Below are 24,265 nucleotides of genomic sequence, written 5' to 3' on the forward strand. Positions count from 1 at the left end.
GGATTGTCAGCAAAATATCTATCTTGGTGTTGGCTGGCAAACCAGTTAAATTACTTTTTTACATCAGTAAAACTATCGCGAATGACCAGGCTTATCCCTCCGCTCAATGCCTTGCGCGCTTTCGAAGCGGCAGGGCGGCTCGGCAGCTTCAAGGAAGCGGCCGCAGAACTACACGTCACCCAAGGCGCGGTAAGCCAGAGCGTGCGCCTGCTTGAGGACTGGTTCGGTGCGCCGCTGTTCGAGCGGCACAATCGGCGCGTGCTGCTGACTCCGGCAGCCAAGGCCTACCTGGAGGCGATCGGGCCGTTGTTCGAGCAATTGGCCCAGGCCACGGCACGGTTCGGCTCCCCGGATAACGCACCGCGGGTTTTGCGGGTGAATGCTATGGCGTCGTTCACCTTGCGCTGGCTGTTGCCGCGATTGGAAACATTGCGCGTCGAGCATCCCGGCATCGATGTGCGGGTAGAGACTTCGAGCAAATCGGTCGAGAGCCTGAAAGACAGCTGCGACATCATTATTCGCGGCGGGCCGGACACGCTCTACGGCTATTCGACCCAGGTGTTTCTCACCGAGGAGCGCCTGCCAGTCTGCAGCCCGGCACTCCTGCAACGGCTGCCACTGCATACCCCGGACGATCTCAGGCAACACACCCTGCTGCACACCTCAAGCCTGCCAAGGCTCTGGCCCGACTGGCTGACGAGCGTCGGGACACCCCGGCTAAAGCCCGCGGCTGATATGGTCTTCGATCACTTCTACCTGACCCTGCAAGCGGCCATCGGTGGTCTGGGCATCGCCATGGGGCCTGTGGCGTTGGTGGCCGACGACCTCAAGACTGGACGGCTGGTAACGCCCTTCGACGGGCCACGCCTGCCGTCACGAAGCTACTGCGCCTATGTGCCGGTGGAGAAGCTGGAGGATGAGGCGGTGCAGCTGTTCTGTGCGTGGCTGCAGCGGGAGGGGATGTCTGAATTGAAATGAGATCTGTAGGAGCTGCCGAAGGCTGCGAAAGGGGTATCTCAGATGGACCCAGCGAGCGCTTCGCACTTGATCGCCTTGCTCACCGTCTCATCCCACGGCGTCAGCGCTGGAAACAGCTCGCTCAGAAAGGCGACAAATGCCTTCACATTCGGGCTTCCCCGGCGACTCTCCGGCCATAGCGCAGTGATGGTGAACCGCTCCACCGTGAACTGCGGTAGCAGGGGCACCAGCTCACCGCGTCGGACGTAGGGTGCAGCTACATAGTGAGGCGAGATACCGATACCGCCGCCAGCGGCCAGTATGGCGGCGACCGCATCGCTGAAATCGGCAGTGATTGCAGCCTGTGGGCTGACTTCCAGTTGCTTCTCGGCGGCCTGATAAGGCCAGCGCAGGCTTTGCCCCGAACTCTGGTAACGAAAGTTGACGCATTCGTGGTCGGCCAGATCCTCGGCGATCACGGGAGTGCCTTTGCGACGCAGGTAATCGGGGGAAGCAAATGCGCCGATGCGATGCGGCCCCAGAGGCCGAGAAACCAGGCGCGAATCCGCCAGGTTGCCGACCCGGATCGCCACGTCGATACCTTGCTCGATAATGTCGGTCACCTGATCGCTCAGCCTCAGGTCGATCAGCAGCTTGGGATAGCGCTCGCGAAAGCGCGGCAGGGCCGGTGCAAGGATATTCAGGCCGATGGGCACAGGCGCAGTGATCTTGAGAGTGCCGGAAGGCTCGGCCCGGGAAGCGACTGCCGCCTGATCGATCTCTTCCACTTCTCGCAGAATCCGCAATGCTCGATCGTAGAGATCCCGACCCTCAGGCGTCAGGGTCAGCGAACGGGTGGTGCGGGTAAAGAGCTTGAGGCCGAAATGCTCTTCGAGGCGCTGCACGCTTTTACTGACAGCCGAAGGCGACACCGACAGCGCTCGCGCTGCAGCGGTGTAACTGCCCAGTGAGGCGGCGCGGGCAAATGCGATGAGACCGGTCAAGCGGTCCAAACCAATTTGTTCCTTCATGGCATGAGTAAAGCGACTTCTGCCGCAATTATCAATCCTGCCGCCACACATTAGTCTGGCTCCATCGAGCGCCACCCAGGGGTTCCACAGGAGTTTCAGCATGACTATTACGCAATCACTGCCATCCACGCTCACCGACCGCACCGTGGTTATTTTCGGCGGCACCTCCGGCATCGGCCTGGCTGCGGCCATACAGGCCAAGGCGTCCGGGGCCAGGGTGATCGTCATTGGCTCCAATGCCGATCGCGCCCGTCAGGCAGCACTGGACAACGGTCTGGACGGCTGGCGTGCCGCCGATGTGACCCGCCGCGAGGCCATCGAAGTGGCACTGGCTGATATTCCCAAGGTCGATCATCTGGTGCTGCTGGCCGGTACCTTTGTCGTCGGCACCGTGCTGGTTGCGCAAATCGACCATCTGCGCGGGGCCTTCGAGGAGCGTATCTGGGCCGCCCTGCACGCGATTCGTGCCCTGGGCGACAGGTTGGCGAAAGATGGCTCGATCACCTTTATTTCCGGCGCCCTGGCTGATCGCCCGAATGCCTACGGCACGGCGGTGATCGGCGCGGCATCGGCGGCCATGGAAGCATTGGCGCGGGGCCTGGCCCTGGAACCGGCACCTATTCGCGTCAACACCCTGTCCCCCGGACCGATCAATACGCCGATCTTCAGCAAGGCGTTGGGCGAGGGGCGTGATGCTTACGTGGCGTCTCTTGAGCAGGGTTTGCCGTTGCGTCGGCTTGGCACTGCGCAGGAAGCGGGTTCGGCAGCGGTATTCCTGATGGCCAATGCCTATATGAATGGCGCCGTGCTCAATATCGATGGTGGTGCGCGGCTGGTGTGATCCTGTTTGCGTTGGTTTGAGCAGGAGGACATCGGGTCACGGCCTGAGCCATGACCCGAGTAGGCGTCAGCCCTTGATAAACGCCAGCAAGTCTTCGTTGATGACTTCCGGGTGAGTGGTGCACATGCCGTGTGGATAGCCTTTGTACACTTTCAGCGTGCCGTGCTTGAGCAGCTTGATGGACAGCTCCGCCGAGTCGGCGATCGGTACGATCTGGTCGTCATCGCCGTGCAGAACCAGGACCGGCACGCTGATTTTCTTCAGGTCTTCGGTGAAGTCGGTTTCCGAAAACGCCTTGATGCAGTCGTAATGGGCTTTTGCGCCGCCCATCATGCCCTGGCGCCACCAGTTTTCCTTGATGCCTTCAGACACCTTTGCGCCTTCGCGGTTGTAGCCGTAGAACGGCACGGGCACTTCCTTGTAGAACTGCGCGCGGTTGGCCGCCAGCGCCGAACGGAAACCGTCGAACACTTCGATGCCCAGGCCGCCGGGATTGTTGGCGGTCTTGAGCATGATCGGTGGCACAGCGCCGATCAGCACGGCTTTGGCAACGTGGCCGGCGCCGTGTTGTGCAACGTAACGGGCAACCTCACCGCCGCCGGTGGAGTGGCCGATATGCACGGCATTGGTGAGTTTCAGATGCGCAACCAGCGCGGCGACGTCTGCGGCATAGGTGTCCATGTCGTTGCCGGTGGAGGTTTGCGTCGAACGACCATGGCCGCGACGGTCGTGAGCGATCACCCGGTAGCCCTTGGAGACGAAGAACAGCATCTGTGCGTCCCAATCGTCGGAGCTCAGCGGCCAGCCGTGGTGGAAAACGATGGGCTGACCCGTGCCCCAGTCTTTGTAGAAGATTTCGGTGCCGTCGCGGGTGGTGAAGCTGGTCATTTCGTCTTGTCCTTTTTTAGTCGGTGTCGAAGTGGCTGCCTGGGCGGTGTTGCTGCCTATTGCCATGGCAGAGAGTGAGCCTGCGGCCAGCGCAGTCGCACCCACCTTGAGCACCTGTCGGCGAGAACTTGATGGGTTATTGTTTGGATCGGACACAGGGCCTCCCGCTCTCGGTATCGCACGAGAGTCAGACTCAGGACGTTGGCTCAACCAGGGAGCATTGAGAGTGAAGTGCAAAGCGCGGTTGCGTTGCAAATTGCGGCAGGTCGAGCTTGAACCGCCCTGCAAAGCCCCGATGTAACGTGCGTGCTTTTACTTTGATGGCGTGACACTGCAGGTCAATCCAATAGCCCGAAGGTCGCGACATCTGTCGATTGCAGCGGTCTAGATTGCCATGACCCAGCCATAGCAGTATGCCCATGACCCACCCACGCATAGGTTTCGCCTGCCAGTACAAATCTCCTGATCGTGGCCTTTCGACAAGTGAGTTGAAGCTTGTCGAGGCGCCTTTCAATCCGCGTACCACTACCTTGCGCTGGATGGACAGCGTTTCGCCGCAGGTCGCGCGGGATAAGCTGGTGGAGGTCGTCACCCATAACCTGGCGGCGCAAATACGTTTGCTGACCTATGTCGGTACGCTTGCGCCGATGTTGCGCATGCTGCGCCTGAGCAGCGATCTGTTGCCGTTCTACAGCCATCCGAAGGTAAGCGCTTTTTATCAGGATCCGGCCATTGTCCGACAGTTGGAGGAAGGCTTCGCCCGCATTGGTGCATTGGCACGGGCAACGGACATTCGCTTGTCCTTCCACCCCGGTCAGTACTGCGTGTTGGGTTCGGATAAACCCCAGGTAGTGGAAAACAGCATCGCCGAGTTCGAGTATCACGCCGACATGATCCGGATGATGGGTTATGGTCGGCGTTTCCAGGATTTCAAATGCAACCTGCATATCGCCGGGCGCTTGGGTGCAGAAGGCATCAGAGGGATCTGGCCGCGGCTTTCCGAAGTCGCTCGCCGATGTATCACTTTCGAGAACGAAGAGAAAACCTACGGCGTGAATGACTGTCTGCAACTGGCCGATCTGGCCCCGGTCGTGCTGGATATTCATCACTGCTGGATCAACGAGAACGATTACATCCCGACGCATGACCCCAGGGTCGCGCGCATCATGGAAAGCTGGCGTGGGGTGCGGCCGGTCATGCATTACTCCCAGCCACCGGAGCGCTTGCAGGAACTGGGCTTCAGTGCCGACGACAAGCTGGAAATGGATACGCTGCTGAAGGTCGTGTCAAAGCGCGACCTGTACGGCCACAGTGCGCAGATGTGGAACCGCTGGACCAATGACTATGCATTCACTTTCATGGACCGGTTCGACATCATGCTCGAGGCCAAGGATAAGAACCTGGCCTCCCTGGCATTTCATGAGCAGTTTTTACAGCGTGCAGCGCGTTCCTGAGAACGTCTAGACCTGAACCCGCTGCGCCATGGCCAGCCAGATTTTTTCCTGCAACTGCTGTTCGGTGAAAGGCTTCTGCACCACGGTGGAATTGTCCAGTCCGAGGACGTCGGTGTCGGCATAGCCGGTGATGAAGACGATGGGGATTCCCGGCTGTGCCTTGCTTACCAGGGCGGCAAGCTCGCCACCGGTCATGTTGGGCATGGCGTAGTCGGTGATCAGCAGTTCAACGGCCGGAGACAGTTTGCTCAGGGCGTCGATACCGCTGCTGGCCTGTAGCACCATCAAGCCGAAAGACTCGAGCATGGTTGCGGTCAGGTCCCGTACGACAGGGTCGTCATCGACCAGCAATACGGTGCGGGTGCCCATGTGCCGGGCGTCGCGGGCCGGGCTGACGGCTTGGGTGAGAGGGGTGGACAGGCCGTCGATTTTCGGCAGGTACACGCTGACCGTGGTGCCAACGTTCAGCTCGGTCTCGATCCGCACGCCGCCGCCGGACTGTTTGGCAAAGCCGAATACCTGAGCCAGGCCCAGCCCCGCGCCCTGGCCGACCGCCTTGGTGGTGAAAAACGGCTCGTAGGCTTTCTTCAGGGTTTCTTCATCCATGCCGCAGCCGGTATCGGAGATGGTAAACACCACATAGCGGCCCGGCTCCGGGTCTTCAGGGCGCACGGCTGGCACTTTGACCATCTCGTTATGGGTGCGCAGCTTCAGGGAGCCGGCGGTGGACGCCATGGCGTCCCGGGCGTTGATGGCCAGGTTGAGGATGATCATTTCGGTCTGGGTCGGGTCTGCCGAGGCGGTCCACAGGCCGGGAGAGAGCGACAGGTCGACCCAGATATTGGCGCCCAGGGCCTTGCTCAGCAGGCCCTGCATGTCCTGGATGGTGGTGTTCAGATCCACCGGGCAGGGTTGCAGGCGCTGGCGGCGGGAGAATGACAGTAACTGAGCGGTGAGCCGCGCACCGCGTTCCCCGGCTTCACTGATGTGCTTGAGGCGCGTGGGGATCTTGTCCAGCTTGCCGCGTTCGATATCGCGGCTGGCAAAGGTCGCGCTGGTGAGGATCACGGTGAGCAGATTATTGAAGTCATGGGCCACGCCCGCCGTCAGTTGCCCGACAACTTCCAGGCGCTGCATCTGTTGCAGCGTGGCTTCGACCCGCTCGCGCTCCTTGATCTGCTCCTGCAAATGTTTGTTGGCCGCCGCCAGTTCTTCGATTACGGCGCGCTCTTCGGTGATGTCCCGCACCGCTGCGTACATCAACCCGTTCTCCGGCACTATGGTCCAGGACAGCCAGCGATAATCACCGTTGCTGTGGCGCATGCGATTGACGAAGCGGGTCGATACGTTGCCCGAGGCGATGCTTTGGGTTTCCTTGATCGTCGCATCGAGATCAAGGGGGTGTATCAATTCCCACAGGCGCAGGCTGTTGATCTGCTCCCGGGACCAGCCGAGGGCAGACTCCCAGGCCGGGTTGAAAGCGATAGGCGTCATGTCGAAGCGCAGCACCGCCAGCAATTCCCGCGACAGCTCCCAAGTGCGGTCACGTTCGCGGGTACGCTGTTCGACCCGCTGCCCCAGAGTCTCGGTCAGTTGTACCAGTTCCTGAGTGGCGACCCGACGCTCGCTGATATCCTGGATGACCCCGGTAAACTGCACGCAGCGGCCGTCCCGGAAGGTCGAACGGCCGTTGGAGAGCAGCCAGCGGATGCGGTTGCCGGGCAAAACGATTCGATATTCGGCGTTGAAGGCCGAAGCCTGGCTCAGGGCCAGGTTGATCTTTTCCTGCAGGGCGTCACGGTCATCCGGATGGGTGAGGTCAATCATCGGGCCCATTTGAAAATTGCCGACCGGTGGCAACTCATACAGCGCCCGGCAGCGTTCGTCCCAGATGACTTCCAGTGTGTCGATATTGACTTCCCAGACGCCCATTTCCGCCGCTTGGATGGCAATCCGCGCGCGGGCCTCGACGTCTTCCAGAGCCGACTCGGCAGCATGGCGCTTCTCGCGCTCGCGCACTTCCAGCACGGCACGGCGGATCGCCTTGGGCAAGACCTTGAGGTTTTGCTTGAGTACGTAATCGACCGCGCCCAGGCGCATGGTCTCGATAGCCTGCTGCTCGCCGAACATGCCCGAGAGAAAGATGAACGGCGTTTGCGGGACGATCCGCTTGGCGACCTCCAGCACCTCGGTGCCGGAGGAGGAGGGCAGCAGCACATCGCAGACGATGACGTCGAATTTCTCCCGTCCCAGAGCTTCGGCGGCGCTGAGATGGTCGTGCACTACCACGGGCTCGACCTGCAGGCCGTTGGCTTCCAGCGTGAGCAAGGTCAGCTCGACGTCATAGATGCTGTCTTCAACGAGCAGCAGCTTCACTTTTGCCAGAGGCATGGCCGTACCACTCTCGGGTTTCAACGTCAGGATTTCGGGCGTCGGACGACGCGGGTCGAGCCGGGCGGCGGCTCATTGAGCACGGCCCAGAAGATGCCCAGGTCAGAAATGGCGCCAACGAACTCCTTGAAGTCCACAGGCTTGACCACATAGGCGTTCACGCCCAGTTGGTAGGCCCGGTCAAGATCGGGTTCTTCCCGTGAAGAGGTGAGCATGACCACGGGAATGCTGCGTAGGCTGTCGGTGTTGCGCACATTCATCAGCACTTCCAGACCGTCGATCTTTGGCAGCTTCAGGTCAAGCAGCAGCACCGCAGGATTGCCTTCGACCCGGTCGGCGTATTCATTTTTCCTGAACAGATAATCGAGCGCCTCCGCGCCGTCACGCACCACGACCACTTCATTGGCCAACTGACTGCGCTCGAGCGCCACCAGGGTCAATTCAAGGTCGTGGGGATTATCTTCTACCAGGAGTATCGGTTTGAGCATGTATGGCCTCATTGACCAGCAAGAATAGGGGTAAGGGTTTTTCTGGGCAGGGAAAAATAGAAGGTGGCGCCCTTGTCAGGTACGCCTTCGGCCCAGACGGTGCCGCCATGGCGTTCGACGATCCGCCGGACATTGGCCAGGCCGATGCCGGTGCCTTCGAATTCTTCCATGCGATGCAGACGCTGGAAGACCCCGAAGAGTTTTCCGGCGTACTGCATGTCGAAGCCGACACCGTTGTCACGGACACTGACGACGATATCGGTCGCCCGTTCCTGTACGTTGACGTCGATGGTTGCGACCTCACGGTCGCGGCTGTACTTGATGGCATTGGAAATCAGGTTGCGCATGGCCAGATGCAGGAATGCCGGGTCGGCGACGACAACCGGCAGCTCGCCGAACGACCATTCTATGGTTCGGCCTTCGTAGTCCGGACGCATTTCCAGCTGGATCGAAGCGATCATGGCCGACAGATTGACGTCGGACAGGTGCATGGCCGCGCGGCCCATCTGCGAGAAACTCAGCAGGTTATCGACCAGGGTCCCGGCAAATTTCGCCGAGTCGGTAATGGTGCCGAGAAAGCGCAAGCCGCGTTCGGAAAGGTTGGAGCCTTCGATGTCCTCAAGCAGCTCCGCATAACCGGCGATATGCCGCAGCGGCGCACGCAAGTCATGGGAGACGCTGTAGGAGAACGACTCAAGCTCTTTGTTCGAACGTTTCAGGTCTTCCGACAGTTGGGCCAGCTCTTCGGCTTTGCGCAGTACGATCCCCAGTACTGCCAGGCGCAGTTCCTGCACGCCTTCGATTTCATTGGCATCCCAGGGCGTGGAGAAACCGTCGACGATCTGTTGCCATTGCTCGAAGCTCTGGCGCGGGTTGAGCGAGCCACTGTCGGCGATGGTTTTTTCCGGGCGACCGGCCCATTGCACCACCTGGGATTGTTCCGGCTTGAACCAGATCAGGTAGTGCGGATGAATCTCGGAAATCGATACCGCCAGAATGCCGCAGGCCGAAGCGCTCAGCCCGACGATTGCCGGGATATCCCGACCGACATTGTCGGTATGGAAAAACTCGGATCCACCTTGCTCAGCCAGCCAGCCTGCCAGCTCACGGACCTGGGCCTTGGACGGTGTGCGGCCATAGACATCGCAGCCGGACCCGGAAACCACCGCAGCGCCGGCGGCGCCGACGAAGTTGACGAAAATGTCGGGCAGCGAGCGCAGGCCCAGCAGCACACTGTCGTGATCGGCAATGGCGCCAAGCAGCTGGACGATGCGCTGGCGAATTTCCAGCATCCGCTCGTTGCGAATGTGGGCTTCACGCGTTTCAACCTGCAACGACAGTACCCGGCCCAGTAGCTCGCAGGCGGTGCGGACCTGGAAGTTCACTGAGTGAGGCGTGCTGTGATGGCAGGAGATCAGGCCCCACAGCTTGCCGTCGACCACAATGGAGATCGACATGGACGCCAGGGTCTTCATGTTGCGCATGTATTGCAGATGCACCGGTGACACACTGCGCAGGGTTGAGAAACTCAGGTCCAGCGGCTGCCCCGTCAGCGGATTGTCTGCGGGCAACAGTCGAGAAGGCTGATAATGAGCATCTTCGATCACCCGGATACGATTGGCGCAATACAATTGGCGGGCCTGGGTGGGGATATCGGAGGCAGGGAAGCACAGCCCCAGATAGCTCGGATAGCCCTCGTCGAGCAATTCGGCATTGACCAAACCATTGCCGTCGCTATCAAAGCGGTAGGATTTGACCCGGCCAAAACCGGTCAGGCGCTTGATGACACGCACCGCTCGGTCGCACAGGGCTTCCACGGTTTCGAAATCCGATACGCCACTGATGAAGGAACGCACCAGTGGGTACAGTCGCGAACTGGGCGCGGACGCCAGGCCCGGACGCTGGAATTCAGCGATCAATACACCGTCATGGCGATGCAGCATCATCGGCACATGCTGATGTTGCGCGCCCACCAGGAAGCTGACATCGCCTACGTGGTAGGGCTGGGATTCCTCGTCGTCCAGTTCGCCTAGCAGCTCAACGAAGGTGGCAGCGTCTTCGATGACTGCATCGAAGCGGCCAGCCAGCAACTCGGCGCTGGCAATGCCCAGCCACTCGGGAAGGTTCTCGCTGATCTGACGGATCGCCATGCCCGGTTCTTCAATCACCATCAGGAAACCCAGCGGTTGAATGCTGCCAGGCGTGCGAATCTGTTCCCGGGCACAATTGGCCAGTGCGAGCTGAAATGAGTCAGTCGTTTCGGGGCTGGTCAAGATGTCCCTCCATTGGGCGGCGCGGCAGTGGGCGGGTGTCGATGGGTTGACCAAGGCCGCTCACATGTAAAAAACCGGTGACAAAGTAACAAATCCGACAGCCTTGAGATTGAAAAATTTTCTGCGCCAGCGTTTCAAAGCGGCGGCCCATCCTGGGCCAGGGACCAATTTTTACATGGGCGTGTGACCCATATCAGCCTCTAGACAGCGGGGGTTATCGATACGTTCACTGGCCTCTGAGGTTTGTTTGCCATCATCCTGGCCATCACCGAAAAAAATCTGCGTCCAACCTTGGGAGGCATGCGGCGCGGACAACAAAATTTCGCCATCCAGCCTTATCTCGCCCGCAGTTATTTTCCACGATACCGCCAGGTACGCCTGCTACGGCTCTCTGTCCTGAACATCGTATGACCATGCATGGCGAAATTTTGATACGACACGTCGGGTTGGCGGGAGCGCCGGGCGGCGGCTGACGCTTATTGTTTTCCTACAAAAGCAGGAAACAACAATCATGCTGCCGCCCATCAGAAGAATTGACAGCCACGTTCACTTTTACACCGCCCGGGATCTCCAGCGTGTGGCGGACTCACTGCCTTATGCCTTGCCCGCGCCGCATTCGCTGACAACCTATCTGGATCGGTTGATCGATGGCGCAGTCATGCCGACGCTTATCAATAACGTTCATCTGAGTATCCTGCCGGACTCGGAAAATGTCTTCGCCTCGTTCACCGAGTTGGACGATCTGCAGGCCGAAAACCCGTCGCGCTACGCCAATATCCGCCTGGTAGGCACGATCAAGGCGGATCCTGCCTACGCCACCCGGGAACGGCTTGCCCATCCGCAGATCGTCGGCGCACGAATTGTCCTGCATGACGCCAGGCCGGAGACAGTATCCGCTGCACGCTTCAGCGACCGGCAATGGCAAGGGTTGTATGCGCGCCTGCTGCCGCACCAGCACTTGCATATCTATGCAAAGGAAGCCGGGACCAACCTGCGGGTGTTGCGCCAGATTCCTGAAAGTATTCGGGTTTTTATCGATCACCTGGGCAGTTGTCACTGCGAACGCGGTGCCAGTGAGCCTGCCTACCTGGCGCTGCTGGCTGAAGCGCGACGGCGCGGCAATGTGTGGTTCAAGGGGCCGGGCTATCGCACGGCTGTGCAGCCCGAAGAGGTGGCGCGCTTCGTCATGCAGATCATTGATGGCGTCGGTGCCGATCGTCTTCTGCTGGAAGCCAGCGATGCCCCCCATGTTGGCGCCTCCAATGATGGCGTGCCTTATTCCAGCGAGTTCGATTTAACCAAGACTTTCGATTTTGTCGACGCAGTCGCCCAGCGCGTTGCTGCGCACACCCGTATTCCTGTTGGCCAGCTTCTTCGTGGTGCAGTTGGCCCGTTGGCAGGTTGATCCAAGCCCATGTTCTAACTTCGAGATATCAAGCAATGACAGACGTGACTACAAAAGAAATAAACTTTGCTGTTAAGTACGGCGATGCAACCCTGAACCTCAAAGGCACTGTCTTTGAACCTGCGGATACCGATGCGGCTGCGCGTAAACTGCCTCCGGTGGTCTTTAACTCCGGTTTTACCGGCGGCGTCACGATGTACGGTCAATTGTTCGGTCGAGCCCTGGCAGTGCGTGGCTATCGGGTCATGACCTACGACGTGGCGGGTTTTTTCTCCAACAAACAGGTGCGCAACACCCTTCAGGCCGGTGACCAGGTGATCACCCACGTCATCCTCGAAGACCAGAAAGACGAAGTGCTCGGTGCCGTGCAGTGGGCGCGGGACAACTTCGGTGAAATGCCGGTGGTTGCGTCCTGGGCAATGGGCTCGGTGGCCAGCCTCGGTGCGGTTGCAGAACTGGCCGCCAAGGGCGGTGAACAGATTCGTTTCTGGGTACCGATGAGCTACACCAACATCCGCAAATTGCAGGACCTGCGCGCCGACAGTGCCGCCGCCGATGCGGCGATCCGGCAACTCGCTGATGACGCCGCGATCCCGGCCTTCGATACCGGTACGGCCGCAACCAGGCTTGGCTACTACCCCCTGGATCCAGATACCCAGGCCTATGTCGATCAGCAACTGGGTGGCTACACCGAAGCGGGCGGTGCCGATCGCTGGCCGGGTTGCAGCCATGTCTCTGCCAAGTCTTACAAGACCTACGTGGCCTACGATCCGGAGCAATCCATTGAAGGCGCCAAGGGCTTCCCTCCTGCGCTGATCATCCATGGTGCCGACAACACCCTGCATATGCCTGCGGAGTCCATCCGTCTGCATCGGCACTATCCGGGTGATGCCGGGCCTGGCGCGCTGATTTTGCCGAACATGCAGCATGGTCAGCAGAATCAGGTCGACAGCCCGGTGTTCAAATCGATGATCCAGAGCATTGACGAAGCCATCCGCGCCCACGCCTGATCTGCCCGTCACCACCTGCGAGACCCCGACACCGAGGTCTCGCAGCACCTTCGCTGTCATCCATCTTCAGTCTGGCTTTAGTATGCGGCTCAAGACGTGCGCCCGGCACTTCGCGATCACGCGTGGCGCAACGGTGCGCCGTGTCCGCTTACAACCTCCCATGACAAGGAACTGGCGATGACTAGCCCCAGTGAACCCATAGCGCCTGCCAGCACTGAATCAACCCGGCGTATCGGTCTGCTCATCCTGCCGCAATTTTCCATGATGGCCCTGGCCGGGGCGAGTGAGCCTTTGCGGGCGGCGAACCGGCTTTCCGGCAAGCGGCTCTATGAGTGGACCCTGCTGTCGGAGTCGGGCGGCATGATCAGTTCCAGCAGCGGTTTCGAGATACAAACCGTCGCCATCGACCAGGCACCCGAGATCGACCGGGTATTCGTCCTGGCCAGCCTCGACATCGAAAACCAGAAACCGCCCAACATGCTGCGTTACCTGCAGCGCATGGCGGCCCGGGGCAAAACGGTCGGCGCCTTGAGTACCGGCACTTTCATTCTGGCCCGTGCGGGATTGTTGGAGGGTAAGCGCTGCACCTTGCATTGGGAGTCCATTGGCCAGTTTGCCGAAGAGTTCCCGACCATCGAAGTGACCAGGGAGCTATACGTCAACCATGGCAATCGCTGGACCTGCGCAGGCGGGACTGCCGCCATCGACCTGATGCTGGCGCAGGTCGGGCTGGATTTTGGCAACCCGCTGGCCGCCAGCATTGCCGAGCAGTTTCTGCACGCGCGGATCCGGGCGCCGGAAGAACACCAACGGATGTCTATCCAGTGGCGTTTCGGAATCCATGACCGGCGCCTGACAGCGGCCATTGCTTTCATGGAAAACAACCTTGAACACGTCGTCGGCATCGAGAGTATTGCTGATCGCTGCAATCTGTCGCATCGGCAATTGGAGCGCCTGTGGCATCAGCACTTTGGCATGACACCGAAGAAGTTCTACCTGGAGCTGCGCCTTAACGAGGCGCGCCGCTTGCTGCGTGAAAGCGCCCAACCCATCGCTGCCATTGCCTACTGCTGCGGTTTTGTCTCGGCGTCGCACCTGGGTGCGGCCTATCGACGGGTCTGGGGTTGTACGCCGGGCGAGGAGCGGCGGAAATTTGATGAGGCCCACTCCTGATAATGATTGCCGACAAGCCGCGTAATGGCGGTTTTTTGATAGAGATCGTCGATCTCCAGGCGCTGTGACAGTTGCGCCTCGGGGTAAGGTTCTTCACAAGCCCGGCTGGCAATTCCAGATGCACTGCCGGCGAAAATAACAACGACGTGAAGAGGGCACCACCACCATGGACACCATGCACTTCATTCTGGAGAACGCCAGGCTGATCAGCCTGCTACTCGGACAGCATCTGCTCATCGTGATCGTCGCGGTGGGGCTGGCGATCATTACCGGCGTGCCGGTCGGCATCGCCATTTCCCAGCATCCGCGTGCGCGGCGCTGGGTCCTGGCCTTCGCCGCGATACTGATGACCATTCCCTCCGCCGCACTGTTCGGGCTGATGATCCCGGCCTTGTCCCTGATTGGCTATGGGATCGGCGTAGTGCCAGCGGTCATTGCACTGTTTCTCTACTCCCAGTTGCCCATCATCCGCAATACCACCACGGCCATTGCCAATATCGATCCGGCGTTGCGCGAGGCTGCTACAGGAATGGGCATGTCTTCCTGGCAACGCCTGCGCAAGGTTGAGCTGCCGCTCGCGGTGCCGCTGATCATGGCCGGGGTCCGCATGGCCACGGTGATCAATATCGGCATCGCGGCAATCGCCGCCTATATCGGTGCCGGTGGCCTGGGCAGCCTGATCATTCGTGGCATCGCCCAGTCCGACACCCGCCAGCTGCTGGCCGGGGCCATTGTCATCAGTGTGATTGCCATTGCTGCCGACTATGCGCTGTACGCCTTGCAACGCCTCTTGACGCCAACCGGCCTGACCAAAATGGCCGCAGGCCAAATGAAGGAAGCGACGACGTGATCCAGATCGATAACTTGAACAAAAAATTTGGCTCTATCACCGCCGTAGAAGATGTCTCATTCAAGGTTGAAGAAGGGCAGATCTGCGTACTGCTCGGCCCTTCGGGCTGCGGCAAGACCACAACGCTGAAAATGATTAATCGGCTGATACCTCCCACCTCCGGCACGGTCAGGATTGCCGGTCGCGACACTGCCGAGCTCGATAGCGTGACCCTCAAGCGCTCGATCGGCTATGTGATCCAGCAGGTGGGCCTGTTCCCGAACATGACCGTGGAAGAAAACATCTGTGTCGTGCCCAACCTGCTGGGTTGGGACAAGGCCAGAAGCCGCAAGCGTGCTGCCGAGTTGCTGGAGGTGGTGGCGCTGGAGCCGTCGAAGTTCCTGCAGCGCTATCCCTGCGAGCTGTCGGGCGGTCAGCAGCAGCGCATCGGTGTCGCCCGCGCCCTGGCTGCGGACCCGCCGGTGATGCTGATGGACGAGCCGTTTGGCGCAATCGATCCGATCAACCGCGAGGTGATTCAGGATGAATTCATGCGCATACAGCGCCAGGTCAACAAGACCGTGCTGTTCGTCAGCCACGACATTGATGAAGCCGTGAAGATGGCCGACTGCATTGCCCTGTTCCATAACGGCAGGATCGAGCAATTCGGCACGCCAGACGATCTGTTGGCCCGACCGAACAGTGAGTTCGTCGCCAATTTCATGGGCGGTGACCGGATCATGAAGCGCTTGTGCCTGCTGCGGGCGGCCGATGTCGTCTGCATGAATCCGCCGCGTGAACAGATGCAGGTCGTGGGCGGCAACGGCGGCTCGTTGCACACGCCGCTGATCGTCAAGCCCAACGACGATCTTCGTCAGGTACTTTCGCAACTGCTGGGGCGCGGTCAGCAGTGGGCACTGTGCAACGACAGCGATGGTCGCATGGTCGGCTATGTCTACCAGGCGGATATCCTCGCCAGGCTGGTTGAAAACACCACCACGGCGGGGCACTGACGATGCCTGACGTGATGATGAAATTCTGGACCGGGCTGCAGTATTACTGGAGCGACATCAGCTACCTCAGCGGACAACACTTGCGCATCGTCGCCATCAGCGGCGTGCTGGCTCTGTTGGTCGCGCTGCCTCTGGGCGTGTGGATGAGTCGTGCGGCCAATCAACGCTATGCCATGGCCAGTATGCAGGTTCTTAACGTCGGGCAGGCCATTCCCAAGCTGGCATTGCTGGCCCTGGCCATGAGTCTGCTGGGTATTGGCGGCGGTGCGGCGATCTTCGGCCTGTGGGTCGCAACGCTGTTACCGGTGGCGGTCAATACCTATGAAGGTCTGCGTGCCGTACCCCGGCAACTGATCGAGGCGGCCGAAGCGATGGGCATGACCCCACGGGAAACGCTATTGAAGGTCGAGATCCCCAACGCCATGAATGTGATTTTCGCCGGTATCCGCACGGCACTGGCCATCAATGTTGGCACCGCGCCCCTGGCTTTTCTGGTCGGCGGGGGCGGGCTGGGCGAGTTGATCTTCACCGGGATCGACTTGAATGACTTCGGCATGATGCTGGCCGGTGCCGCCTCGACTGCCTTGCTGGCTATCGCCGTGGATATGGGCTGCGGCCTGATTCAAACCGTTGTGGTGTCGCGTGGGTTACGGCTGGCTGGGCGTTAGTGACCATTCCAGGGCTCGAACTGCCGGCGGTAACCGCGCCCGCGCCAGGGCTGCTTATAAAACTGATAATCGAGGTGCATGATGATTCATCGAATACTCACCAGTCTGGTCTTCTCTCTGGCCTTGGGCGCATTTGGCAGCGCCAATGCCGAGAACACTATTGTCGTGGGCGGCAAAAAGTTCACAGAGCAGCAACTGGTTGCGGAAATGACTGCGCAGTTATTCCGCGCCAATGGCTATAGCGTCGATAAACGCGCCGACCTCGGTTCTTCGGTGCTGCGAGCGGCACAGGAAAACGGCCAGGTTGATGTGTATTGGGAGTACACCGGAACTTCGCTGGTTATCTATAACAATATCAAGGAACGGCTCGGCGCCGACGAAACCTATAAGCGGATCAGCATGCTCGATGCGCAAAAGGGTATTACCTGGCTGAATCCATCAAAAGCCAACAATACTTACGCCCTGGCCATGCGCAAGGACGAAGCGGGTAAAGACGGCATCACGTCGATCAGTGATCTGGCGCAAAAGGTCAGTGCAGGCAAGGAATATAAGTTTGCCTCCAATGCCGAGTTCTTTTCCCGCTCCGACGGCTTGAAGCCTTTGCAGGAGATGTACAAGTTCGAGTTCGAGCGCAGGAACATCATCCGCATGGACGGCGGCCTTACCTATCAGGCGCTCAAGGATGGTCAAGTCGACCTGGCACTGGTGCTTTCTACGGACGGGCGGATCCCCGCGTTCGGTTTCATTGTGCTCAAGGACGATAAGGACTTCTTCCCCAGCTATGCGCTGACGCCCGTCATTCGTACAAAAATCCTCGCGGATAACCCCAGGATCGCTGAGTTGCTCAACGCACTGTCGGCCAGGCTCGACGACGAAAACATCGGACAACTCAATGCGCGGGTCGATGTCGGTCGCGAGTCCATTGAGAGCGTCGCCAAAGCGTTTCTGCAAAATAACAAGTTGCTCTGATCACAGAGACTGCATCACCCGGGCCAGGCGAATAACGCTGGCCTGTCTTGTCGGCTGCCATTCTTTCGTGTGTATCCATGATGGGGAATATCAATGCAGTTATTTGAAAAGTTCGCAGCCTGCGCATTTTGCATGCTGGCCACCGCTGCCCATGCAGATGGCGTAATCGATCCTCTGACCCTTGTCGATATGCGCAAGGCCCTGGATAACGGCAGTATGACGTCAGAGCAGTTGGTCAGTCATTATCTGGATAATATTCGCGCCAATAATCGCCAGGGGCAGAAAATCAATGCGCTGGTAACGCTTAACGACGATGCGTTGGAGCAGGCCCGGCAGTGGGACGCACAACGGGCGAAAAATCCCGGGGCCAGGCATGCACCGCTGGCGGGTATTCCCTTCGTAGCCAAGGATAACTTCGACAGCAAGGGCCTGGTTACATCCGGTGGTTCCTATGTCCTGCGCACGTCCGTGCCGGGCCAGGATGCGTATGCCATCCAGCAACTGATCGACGGCCAGGCCATTCTGCTCGGCAAGACCAATATGTCGGAACTGGCCGCGTCCTTTGGCTGGTTTGGCTACAGTTCGTTCGGCGGCCAGACCGTGAACCCGCGCAATGCCCGGCGTGACGCTTCAGGCTCCAGCAGTGGTTCGGCGGCGGCAGTGGCTGCGCAGTTCGCACCTATAGCCCTTGGGTCAGATACCAGCGGTTCGATTCGAGCCCCGGCCAGCGTCACTGGCACGGTGGGCTTGCGGCCTTCCATTGGCCTGGTCAGCCGCAGTGGTGTCATTCCTTTGTCTCTGACTTTTGATACCGCAGGCGTCATTACCCGCAGTGTGCTGGATCAGGCGGTGGTGCTGGATGTCATCAAGGGCCAGGACAAAAACGACGCGGCGACCCTGGACCTGGCGTCCGCGCAGATACAGTTCGTCCGGGGCTTGAGTGGTTCGTCGCTCAAAGGCAAGACTATCGGCATCGTCAGCAACTTCAAGGGTGCCAATCCTGAGGTCGATGCCGTGTTCCAGTCGGCGCAGCAAACCCTGAAGAAACGTGGTGCACATATCGTCAGCATTGCTTTGCCCAAGGGGTTTGAAAGCCTGTGGAGTGATGTGCTGGGTCCGGTCGGTGATGCGGAGTTCAAGCCGCAATTCGAACGCTACCTGGCCACGCTCGATGCCAGCCAGCCTCGCACCCTCGAGCAGTTCGTCGAGCAGGCGGGCAAGAACCAGGCACAAAACAACGAGCACGGTATGAACCCGGCGCGTCTGAGCGGGCTGCAAGCCGTACTGAAAGCTGGCACGACCGATTCGCCACAGGTCATTTCCATCCTGACGCGCAAGATTCCACAGTTGCGTGAGCAACTGTCGGCAATCATGAAGCAGAACAAGGTCGACAGCCTGTTCTTCGCCACCCTCAACTGTCCGCCGTCGGTGGTGCATGGGGTAGCGGACGACAGTTACGTCTGTGCGGCAGGGGATACCTATGCCGCGTCCTATATAGCCTCGGCGACGGGATTCCCAGAAATAACGGTGCCAGCGGGGACGATCAAGGGCAATCTGCCGGTGGGGGTGTCGTTTCTGGGCCGGTATGGCGAGGACGCCAAGGTCGTGAGCCTTGGGTATGCGTTTCTGGGGCGTTGAGTGCGGCTGCGATACACCCGCAGACCCCACAGGAACCGGGCTTGCCGGCAAATGGTCCCTACATCCGGCGCATTTTTGGAGCCTGACAGTCAGTCTTCGCGGGCAAGCCTCGCTCCCACAGGGATCTGTGTCGCATGCAAGACCTGTGGGAGCCGTCCTGGTTTAAATCTCCCCCAGCAACCACCCACGAAACGCCACCAGCGATGGCAGCATTTCGTTGCGTGGCGGGTAGGTCAGGTAATAGCTGCGCTGGCTGGCAAAGGGCTGGCCGAGGCTGATCAGCTCGCTGCAGGCCAGTTCATCGGCCACCAGAATGCGCGGGACCAGGCCAATGCCGATACCGGCCCTGACCGCCTGGATCAGGTGCGAAGTCAGTTCGAAGCTCGGCCCCAGGCGCATCAGGCGGTGGGGTAGGTGGTGATGGCTGAACCAGTCGCCCCAGACATTGGGGTTGTTGGCGACGTTAAGCAGCATCAGCTCGCCGATGCGCTCCGGCGTCCAGTCGCCATGGGCCTGGGCGGCTTCCGGGGAGATGATCAGTGCCAGTTCTTCGGCGTGCAGGCGATGGCTGATCAGGCCCGGCAGGTCGGTGGTGCCGACGACGATGGCAGCGTCGATGCCACTGGTGTCGAAGTCGATGGCGTCGATCCGCGAATTGATATGGATCAGCATGCCGGGATGGCTCTTGTAGAAGCCATGCAGGCGCGGCAGCAGCCATTTCGAACCGAAGGTCGGCAGCGTGGCCAAACGCAGGGTGCCGCCACCGGACTGAAAAGCCATGGCCTGCAAGGTGGCGCTGCGGATCCGGCCCAGGGCCTCGCTCATCTCCCGCTGGTAAAGACGGCCGACATCGGTCAACTGCACTTGGCGGCCCTCGCGACGAAACAGGGTCAGGCCCAGTTGTTGCTCCAGGGCCTGGACCTGGCGGCTGACCGCGCTCTGGGTCAGGGACAGCTCCACTGCGGCGCGGGTATAGCTTTCATGACGGGCGGCGGCTTCAAAGGCCAGCAGCAGCGACATTGAGGGCGTGAGGTGACGGTAATTCATTCAGAAAATTCATCGATAGCGGCAGGAATATCCATTTGTCCTGCGCCATAACCTCCGGGATCATTGGCACAGACCAAGATCCGAGGCTGACCGATTAATGCCCGGACGACAAGTATTTTGCTTTTTCCCGTGATCAGACCGACAAGAGGCCATCCCATGATGATCGCCCAGCTGACAGGCGCCGCCCCGGCGCCGCAGTACCCTGAGTTTCTCGACGCTCTGCGCGCCAGTGGTTTCCGCGGCCAGCTCAGTGCCGACTACGCCACGCGCACCGTGCTGGCCACGGATAACTCGATCTATCAGCGCCTGCCCCAGGCGGCGGTGTTCCCGCTGGATGCCGATGACGTCGCGCGCATTGCCACACTGATGGCCGAGCCGCGCTTCCGTCAGATCAAGCTGACCCCACGGGGCGGTGGCACCGGCACCAACGGCCAGTCGCTGACCGATGGCATCGTTGTCGACCTGTCGCGGCATATGAACAGCATCCTTGAAATCAACGTCGCCGAGCGCTGGGTACGGGTCCAGGCCGGTGTGGTCAAGGACCAGCTCAACGCCGCCCTCAAGCCCCACGGGCTGTTTTTCGCCCCGGAGCTGTCGACGTCCAACCGCGCCACCGTCGGCGGCATGATCAACACCGATGCCAGCGGTCAGGGCAGTTGCACCTACGGCAAGACCCGCGACCATGTGCTGGAACTGCACAGCGTGCTGCTTGGCGGCGAGCATCTGCATACCCGGCCGTTGTCCGACGCCGAACTGGACGTCGCCTGCGCCCAGTCTGGTCGCAGCGGCGAGGTTTATCGCAGCGCGCGGCAGATCCAGGAAACCCAGGCCGAACTGATTGAGGCGATTTTCCCCAAGCTCAATCGCTGCCTGACGGGTTACGACCTGGCGCACCTGCGCGACGAGCAGGGCCGCTTCAATCTCAATAGCGTGCTGTGCGGCGCCGAAGGTTCGCTGGGTTACGTGGTTGAGGCCAGGCTCAATGTCCTGCCGATTCCGAAGTATTCGGTGCTGGTCAACGTGCGCTACAGCAGCTTCATGGATGCCCTGCGCGACGCCAACGCCTTGCTGGCGCACAAGCCGCTGTCCATCGAAACCGTGGACTCCCGGGTATTGATGCTGGCGATGAAAGACATCGTCTGGCACAGCGTTGCCGAATATTTTCCGGCCGATGCCGAGCGCCCGACCCTGGGCATCAACCTGGTGGAGTTCAGCGGCGACGAGGTCGAGGAGGTCAATGCACGGGTTACGGCCTTCGTCGCGCATTTGCAGGCTGACACTACTATCGAGCGCCTGGGCCATACCCTGGCCGAAGGCGAGGCGGCGGTGACCCGGGTCTACACCATGCGCAAGCGCTCGGTGGGCCTGCTGGGCAATGTCGAGGGCGAGATTCGCCCGCAGCCGTTCGTGGAAGATACGGCGGTGCCGCCGGAGCGTCTGGCCGACTACATCGCCGAATTCCGCGCCTTGCTCGACGGTCATGGCCTGACCTACGGCATGTTCGGCCATGTCGACGCGGGGGTGCTGCATGTGCGCCCGGCGCTGGACATGAAAGACCCGGCCCAGGCCGCGCTGGTCAAGCCGATCTCCGATGCCGTGGCCGAGCTGACCCAGCGCTACGGCGGCCTGCTCTGGGGCGAGCATGGCAAGGGCTTGCGTTCGGAATACGTGCCGGCGTTTTTCGGCGAGCTGTACCCGGCGTTGCAGGCGCTCAAGGGCGCCTTCGACCCGTACAACCAGCTCAACCCCGGCAAGATCTGCACCCCGCCGGACGCGGCCGAGGGCCTGCTCAAGGTCAACGAAGTCACCCTGCGCGGCGATCTTGACCGGCAGATCGACGAGCGCGTCTGGCAGAGTTTCGGCACCGCCGTGCACTGCAATGGTAACGGTGCCTGCTACAACTTCGATCCGAATGACGCGATGTGCCCGTCGTGGAAAGCCACCCGTGAGCGCCAGCATTCGCCCAAGGGCCGGGCGTCGCTGATTCGTGAGTGGCTGCGTCTGCAGGGCGCGGCGAGCATCGACGTGCTGGAAGCGGCACGGGGCAGGGCGTCCTGGCTCAAGGAGCTGCCGACGCGGCTGCGCAACAACCGGGCGCGGTCTCGCGGTGACGCGGATTTTTCCCACGAAGTCTATGACGCTATGGCCGGTTGCCTGGCGTGCAAGTCCTGCGCGGGGCAATGTCCGATCAAGGTCAACGTGCCGGAGTTTCGTTCGCGCTTTCTGGAGCTGTACCACGGCCGTTATCAGCGTCCGCTGCGTGACTACCTGATCGGATCGCTGGAATTCAGCATTCCTTATATGGCTTACGCACCGGGCCTGTACAACGCAGTGATGGGCTCGAAGTGGGTCAGTGGCCTGCTCGAACGCCACGTCGGCATGCTCGACAGCCCGTTGATCCATCGCTACAACCTGCAGGCCACCCTGAGCCGCTGCAACGTGCGCGCCGCGACGTTGCCAGCGCTGCGGGAACTGAGTGATGAGCAACGCCAGCGCAGCGTGGTGCTGGTGCAGGACGCCTTTACCCGCTATTTCGAGACGCCGCTGCTGGCGTCTTTTGTTCAGCTGGTCCATCAGTTGGGCTATCGGGTGTTCCTGGCGCCTTACAGCGCCAACGGCAAGCCGCTGCATGTGCAAGGGTTCCTCGGCGCCTTCGCCAAGGCCGCCACGCGCAACGCCACCCAGCTCAAGGCCCTGGCCGACTGTGGCGTGCCGCTGGTGGGGCTGGACCCGGCGATGACCCTGGTCTACCGCCAGGAATATCAGAAAGTGCCGGGCCTGGAAGACTGCCCGAAAGTGCTGCTGCCACAGGAATGGCTGATGGACGCCTTGCCTGAAGCAACAGCATCGGCGTCCGCGTCCCCGGCTGCGTTCCGCCTGATGGCCCACTGCACAGAGAAGACCAACGTGCCAGCCAGCACCGGGCAGTGGGAGAAGGTGTTCTCGCGTCTCGGCCTGAAGTTGACCACCGAGGCTACCGGCTGCTGCGGCATGTCCGGCACTTACGGCCACGAAGCGCGCAATCAGGAGACGTCCCGGACCATCTTCGAGCAGTCCTGGGCGACCAAGCTGGACAAGCAGGGTGAGGCGTTGGCAACCGGCTATTCGTGCCGCAGCCAGGTCAAGCGCATGGCCGACCGGCAGATGCGCCATCCGTTGGAGGTGGTGTTGGAGCGGTTGTTGACCTGATGTGTGGGCGGTGATGATGTTTCTTGATACTGCGTTGGGCTGAGGCCGTAACGTAACTTCCAGCTTGATTGCTTCAGTTGAGTCAAACACCATGCAGCGCGCCTTTCTCTGATGACTTGAAGAGGAGGGTGCGTATGTTTGCCGTCCGGTCCGCCGACTATTACCTGACGGCTATCCGTTAGTCATTTGTAGGACTCGTCCCTAACTACGCAGGACTTTTCCGAAACTCATTCCGAGGTCTGGATTAGAGCTGTCCGATCCTCCACTGTTTCGCGCCTGAGACAAGGCAAACCCTCGACAGAGACTGTCCTTGTCACCTTGAGAATCTGATTTTCTAAAGCCGGGCTGCCATTGATATTCATGGTGGCGGGAGGTCGCGACCGTGAAAAACAACAGTGTTTATTGCCATCAACCATTGATTGATTATTTCCAGGCTAATAATTCAACGCAATTAAACAGCCACGTTAAAAGTGCTACCGGCCACCTGCCCAACCCGTTGCGACGCTGGGAGGCCTGAGCATGTCCACCGCAGCCCAGGTCTTCTACGACCACACCCGCCATAAACTCGATATCCACGACCTCGACGCCCACCTCGACGTCCTCGCCTTCGAGGGCGAAGAGCAACTGAGCCAGCCGTTCAAATACATCATCGAGTTCACCTGCACCGAGCAAGACATAGCCGCCGCCCAGGTCCTCGGCAAGTTCGCCGATTTCACCCTGCATAACCCGCCTGTCAAACCGGCCTGGGGCACGCCCGAACCCGAGCTGCCGTTGCGTACCGTGCGCGGGATCATTACCGACTTCAAACGCCTGTCCAGCTCAAGGGACGAAGCCCGCTACGAAGTCACCCTGCAACATCAACTGGCCCTGCTCGGCAAGGGCAAGCAATACCGCATCTACCAGCAGCAGTCCGTGCCGGAGATCGTCAAGAGCGTGCTGTGCAGCCGCCACCCCTTCGATCCCTGGGAGTGCCGCTTCGACTTGCTGCGCGAGTACCCGCG

The 24,265-nt window shown here is 60.4% G+C and carries 19 protein-coding genes; 13 read left to right on the forward strand and 6 right to left on the reverse strand.

Going from position 1 to position 24,265, the window contains the following annotated elements; genetic code table 11:
• The first annotated feature begins 81 nt into the window (after positions 1–81).
• Positions 82–978, forward strand: a complete 897-nt coding sequence (gcvA, locus tag M2401_RS26605) for a transcriptional regulator GcvA (protein ID WP_259107981.1) — start codon at positions 82–84, stop codon at positions 976–978.
• Between the two features lie 38 nt (positions 979–1,016).
• Here the strand turns inward: gcvA and M2401_RS26610 are convergent, their stop codons facing one another.
• Complete coding sequence (locus M2401_RS26610) at positions 1,017–1,970, reverse strand: LysR family transcriptional regulator (protein ID WP_259107983.1); 954 nt, start codon at positions 1,968–1,970, stop codon at positions 1,017–1,019.
• Between the two features lie 118 nt (positions 1,971–2,088).
• On the opposite strand from M2401_RS26610, the gene M2401_RS26615 reads away from it, so the two are divergent.
• Entirely contained in the window at positions 2,089–2,829 is a 741-nt protein-coding gene (locus M2401_RS26615) for an SDR family oxidoreductase (RefSeq protein ID WP_259107984.1), read from the forward strand.
• A gap of 66 nt (positions 2,830–2,895) precedes the next feature.
• Here the strand turns inward: M2401_RS26615 and M2401_RS26620 are convergent, their stop codons facing one another.
• Complete coding sequence (locus M2401_RS26620) at positions 2,896–3,717, reverse strand: alpha/beta fold hydrolase (protein WP_259107987.1); 822 nt, start codon at positions 3,715–3,717, stop codon at positions 2,896–2,898.
• 419 nt (positions 3,718–4,136) lie between these two features.
• On the opposite strand from M2401_RS26620, the gene M2401_RS26625 reads away from it, so the two are divergent.
• Positions 4,137–5,171 (forward strand): UV damage endonuclease UvsE, encoded by a 1,035-nt coding sequence (locus M2401_RS26625; RefSeq protein WP_259107989.1) that lies wholly within the window; start codon positions 4,137–4,139, stop codon positions 5,169–5,171.
• Positions 5,172–5,177: 6 nt separating this feature from the next.
• Here the strand turns inward: M2401_RS26625 and M2401_RS26630 are convergent, their stop codons facing one another.
• The 3 genes from M2401_RS26630 to M2401_RS26640 are packed head-to-tail and all read right to left on the reverse strand — an operon-like array spanning position 5,178 to position 10,323.
• Positions 5,178–7,562, reverse strand: a complete 2,385-nt coding sequence (locus M2401_RS26630) for a response regulator (protein WP_259107991.1) — start codon at positions 7,560–7,562, stop codon at positions 5,178–5,180.
• A gap of 26 nt (positions 7,563–7,588) precedes the next feature.
• Positions 7,589–8,050 (reverse strand): response regulator, encoded by a 462-nt coding sequence (locus tag M2401_RS26635; protein WP_259107994.1) that lies wholly within the window; start codon positions 8,048–8,050, stop codon positions 7,589–7,591.
• An 8-nt stretch (positions 8,051–8,058) separates the two neighbouring features.
• A complete protein-coding gene (locus M2401_RS26640) occupies positions 8,059–10,323 on the reverse strand; it encodes an ATP-binding protein (protein ID WP_259108006.1) in 2,265 nt (754 codons plus the stop codon).
• 511 nt (positions 10,324–10,834) lie between these two features.
• Between M2401_RS26640 and M2401_RS26645 the strand changes: the two genes are divergently transcribed.
• From M2401_RS26645 to M2401_RS26680, 8 genes are all read left to right on the forward strand, one after another.
• Positions 10,835–11,728 (forward strand): amidohydrolase family protein, encoded by an 894-nt coding sequence (locus M2401_RS26645; RefSeq protein ID WP_259108008.1) that lies wholly within the window; start codon positions 10,835–10,837, stop codon positions 11,726–11,728.
• Positions 11,729–11,763: 35 nt separating this feature from the next.
• Positions 11,764–12,738: an alpha/beta hydrolase gene (locus M2401_RS26650; RefSeq protein WP_259108010.1), complete on the forward strand. Its 975-nt coding sequence runs from the start codon at positions 11,764–11,766 to the stop codon at positions 12,736–12,738.
• 177 nt (positions 12,739–12,915) lie between these two features.
• Positions 12,916–13,911, forward strand: coding sequence for a GlxA family transcriptional regulator (locus tag M2401_RS26655; RefSeq protein ID WP_259108012.1), 996 nt, complete (start codon positions 12,916–12,918; stop codon positions 13,909–13,911).
• A gap of 166 nt (positions 13,912–14,077) precedes the next feature.
• Positions 14,078–14,761: an ABC transporter permease gene (locus tag M2401_RS26660; RefSeq protein ID WP_259108013.1), complete on the forward strand. Its 684-nt coding sequence runs from the start codon at positions 14,078–14,080 to the stop codon at positions 14,759–14,761.
• Positions 14,758–15,753: an ABC transporter ATP-binding protein gene (locus M2401_RS26665; RefSeq protein ID WP_259108015.1), complete on the forward strand. Its 996-nt coding sequence runs from the start codon at positions 14,758–14,760 to the stop codon at positions 15,751–15,753. The genes M2401_RS26660 and M2401_RS26665 overlap by 4 nt, the downstream gene beginning before the upstream one ends.
• A gap of 2 nt (positions 15,754–15,755) precedes the next feature.
• A complete protein-coding gene (locus M2401_RS26670; RefSeq protein WP_259108018.1) occupies positions 15,756–16,421 on the forward strand; it encodes an ABC transporter permease in 666 nt (221 codons plus the stop codon).
• Positions 16,422–16,499: 78 nt separating this feature from the next.
• Positions 16,500–17,390 (forward strand): glycine betaine ABC transporter substrate-binding protein, encoded by an 891-nt coding sequence (locus tag M2401_RS26675; protein ID WP_259108020.1) that lies wholly within the window; start codon positions 16,500–16,502, stop codon positions 17,388–17,390.
• 93 nt (positions 17,391–17,483) lie between these two features.
• Entirely contained in the window at positions 17,484–19,028 is a 1,545-nt protein-coding gene (locus tag M2401_RS26680) for an amidase family protein (RefSeq protein WP_259108023.1), read from the forward strand.
• Between the two features lie 162 nt (positions 19,029–19,190).
• Here M2401_RS26680 and M2401_RS26685 read toward each other — a convergent pair whose 3' ends face one another.
• On the reverse strand, positions 19,191–20,075 hold the full coding sequence (locus tag M2401_RS26685; protein ID WP_259108026.1) for a LysR substrate-binding domain-containing protein: 885 nt from the start codon (positions 20,073–20,075) through the stop codon (positions 19,191–19,193).
• 159 nt (positions 20,076–20,234) lie between these two features.
• Between M2401_RS26685 and M2401_RS26690 the strand changes: the two genes are divergently transcribed.
• Positions 20,235–23,264 (forward strand): FAD-binding and (Fe-S)-binding domain-containing protein, encoded by a 3,030-nt coding sequence (locus tag M2401_RS26690; RefSeq protein ID WP_259108043.1) that lies wholly within the window; start codon positions 20,235–20,237, stop codon positions 23,262–23,264.
• Positions 23,265–23,783: 519 nt separating this feature from the next.
• Positions 23,784–24,265: contractile injection system protein, VgrG/Pvc8 family (locus M2401_RS26695; protein ID WP_259108029.1), on the forward strand; the 482-nt coding region annotated here is incomplete at its 3' end.

The sequence above is a fragment of the Pseudomonas sp. JUb42 genome (genome assembly GCF_024807945.1).
Taxonomy (GTDB): Bacteria; Pseudomonadota; Gammaproteobacteria; order Pseudomonadales; family Pseudomonadaceae; genus Aquipseudomonas.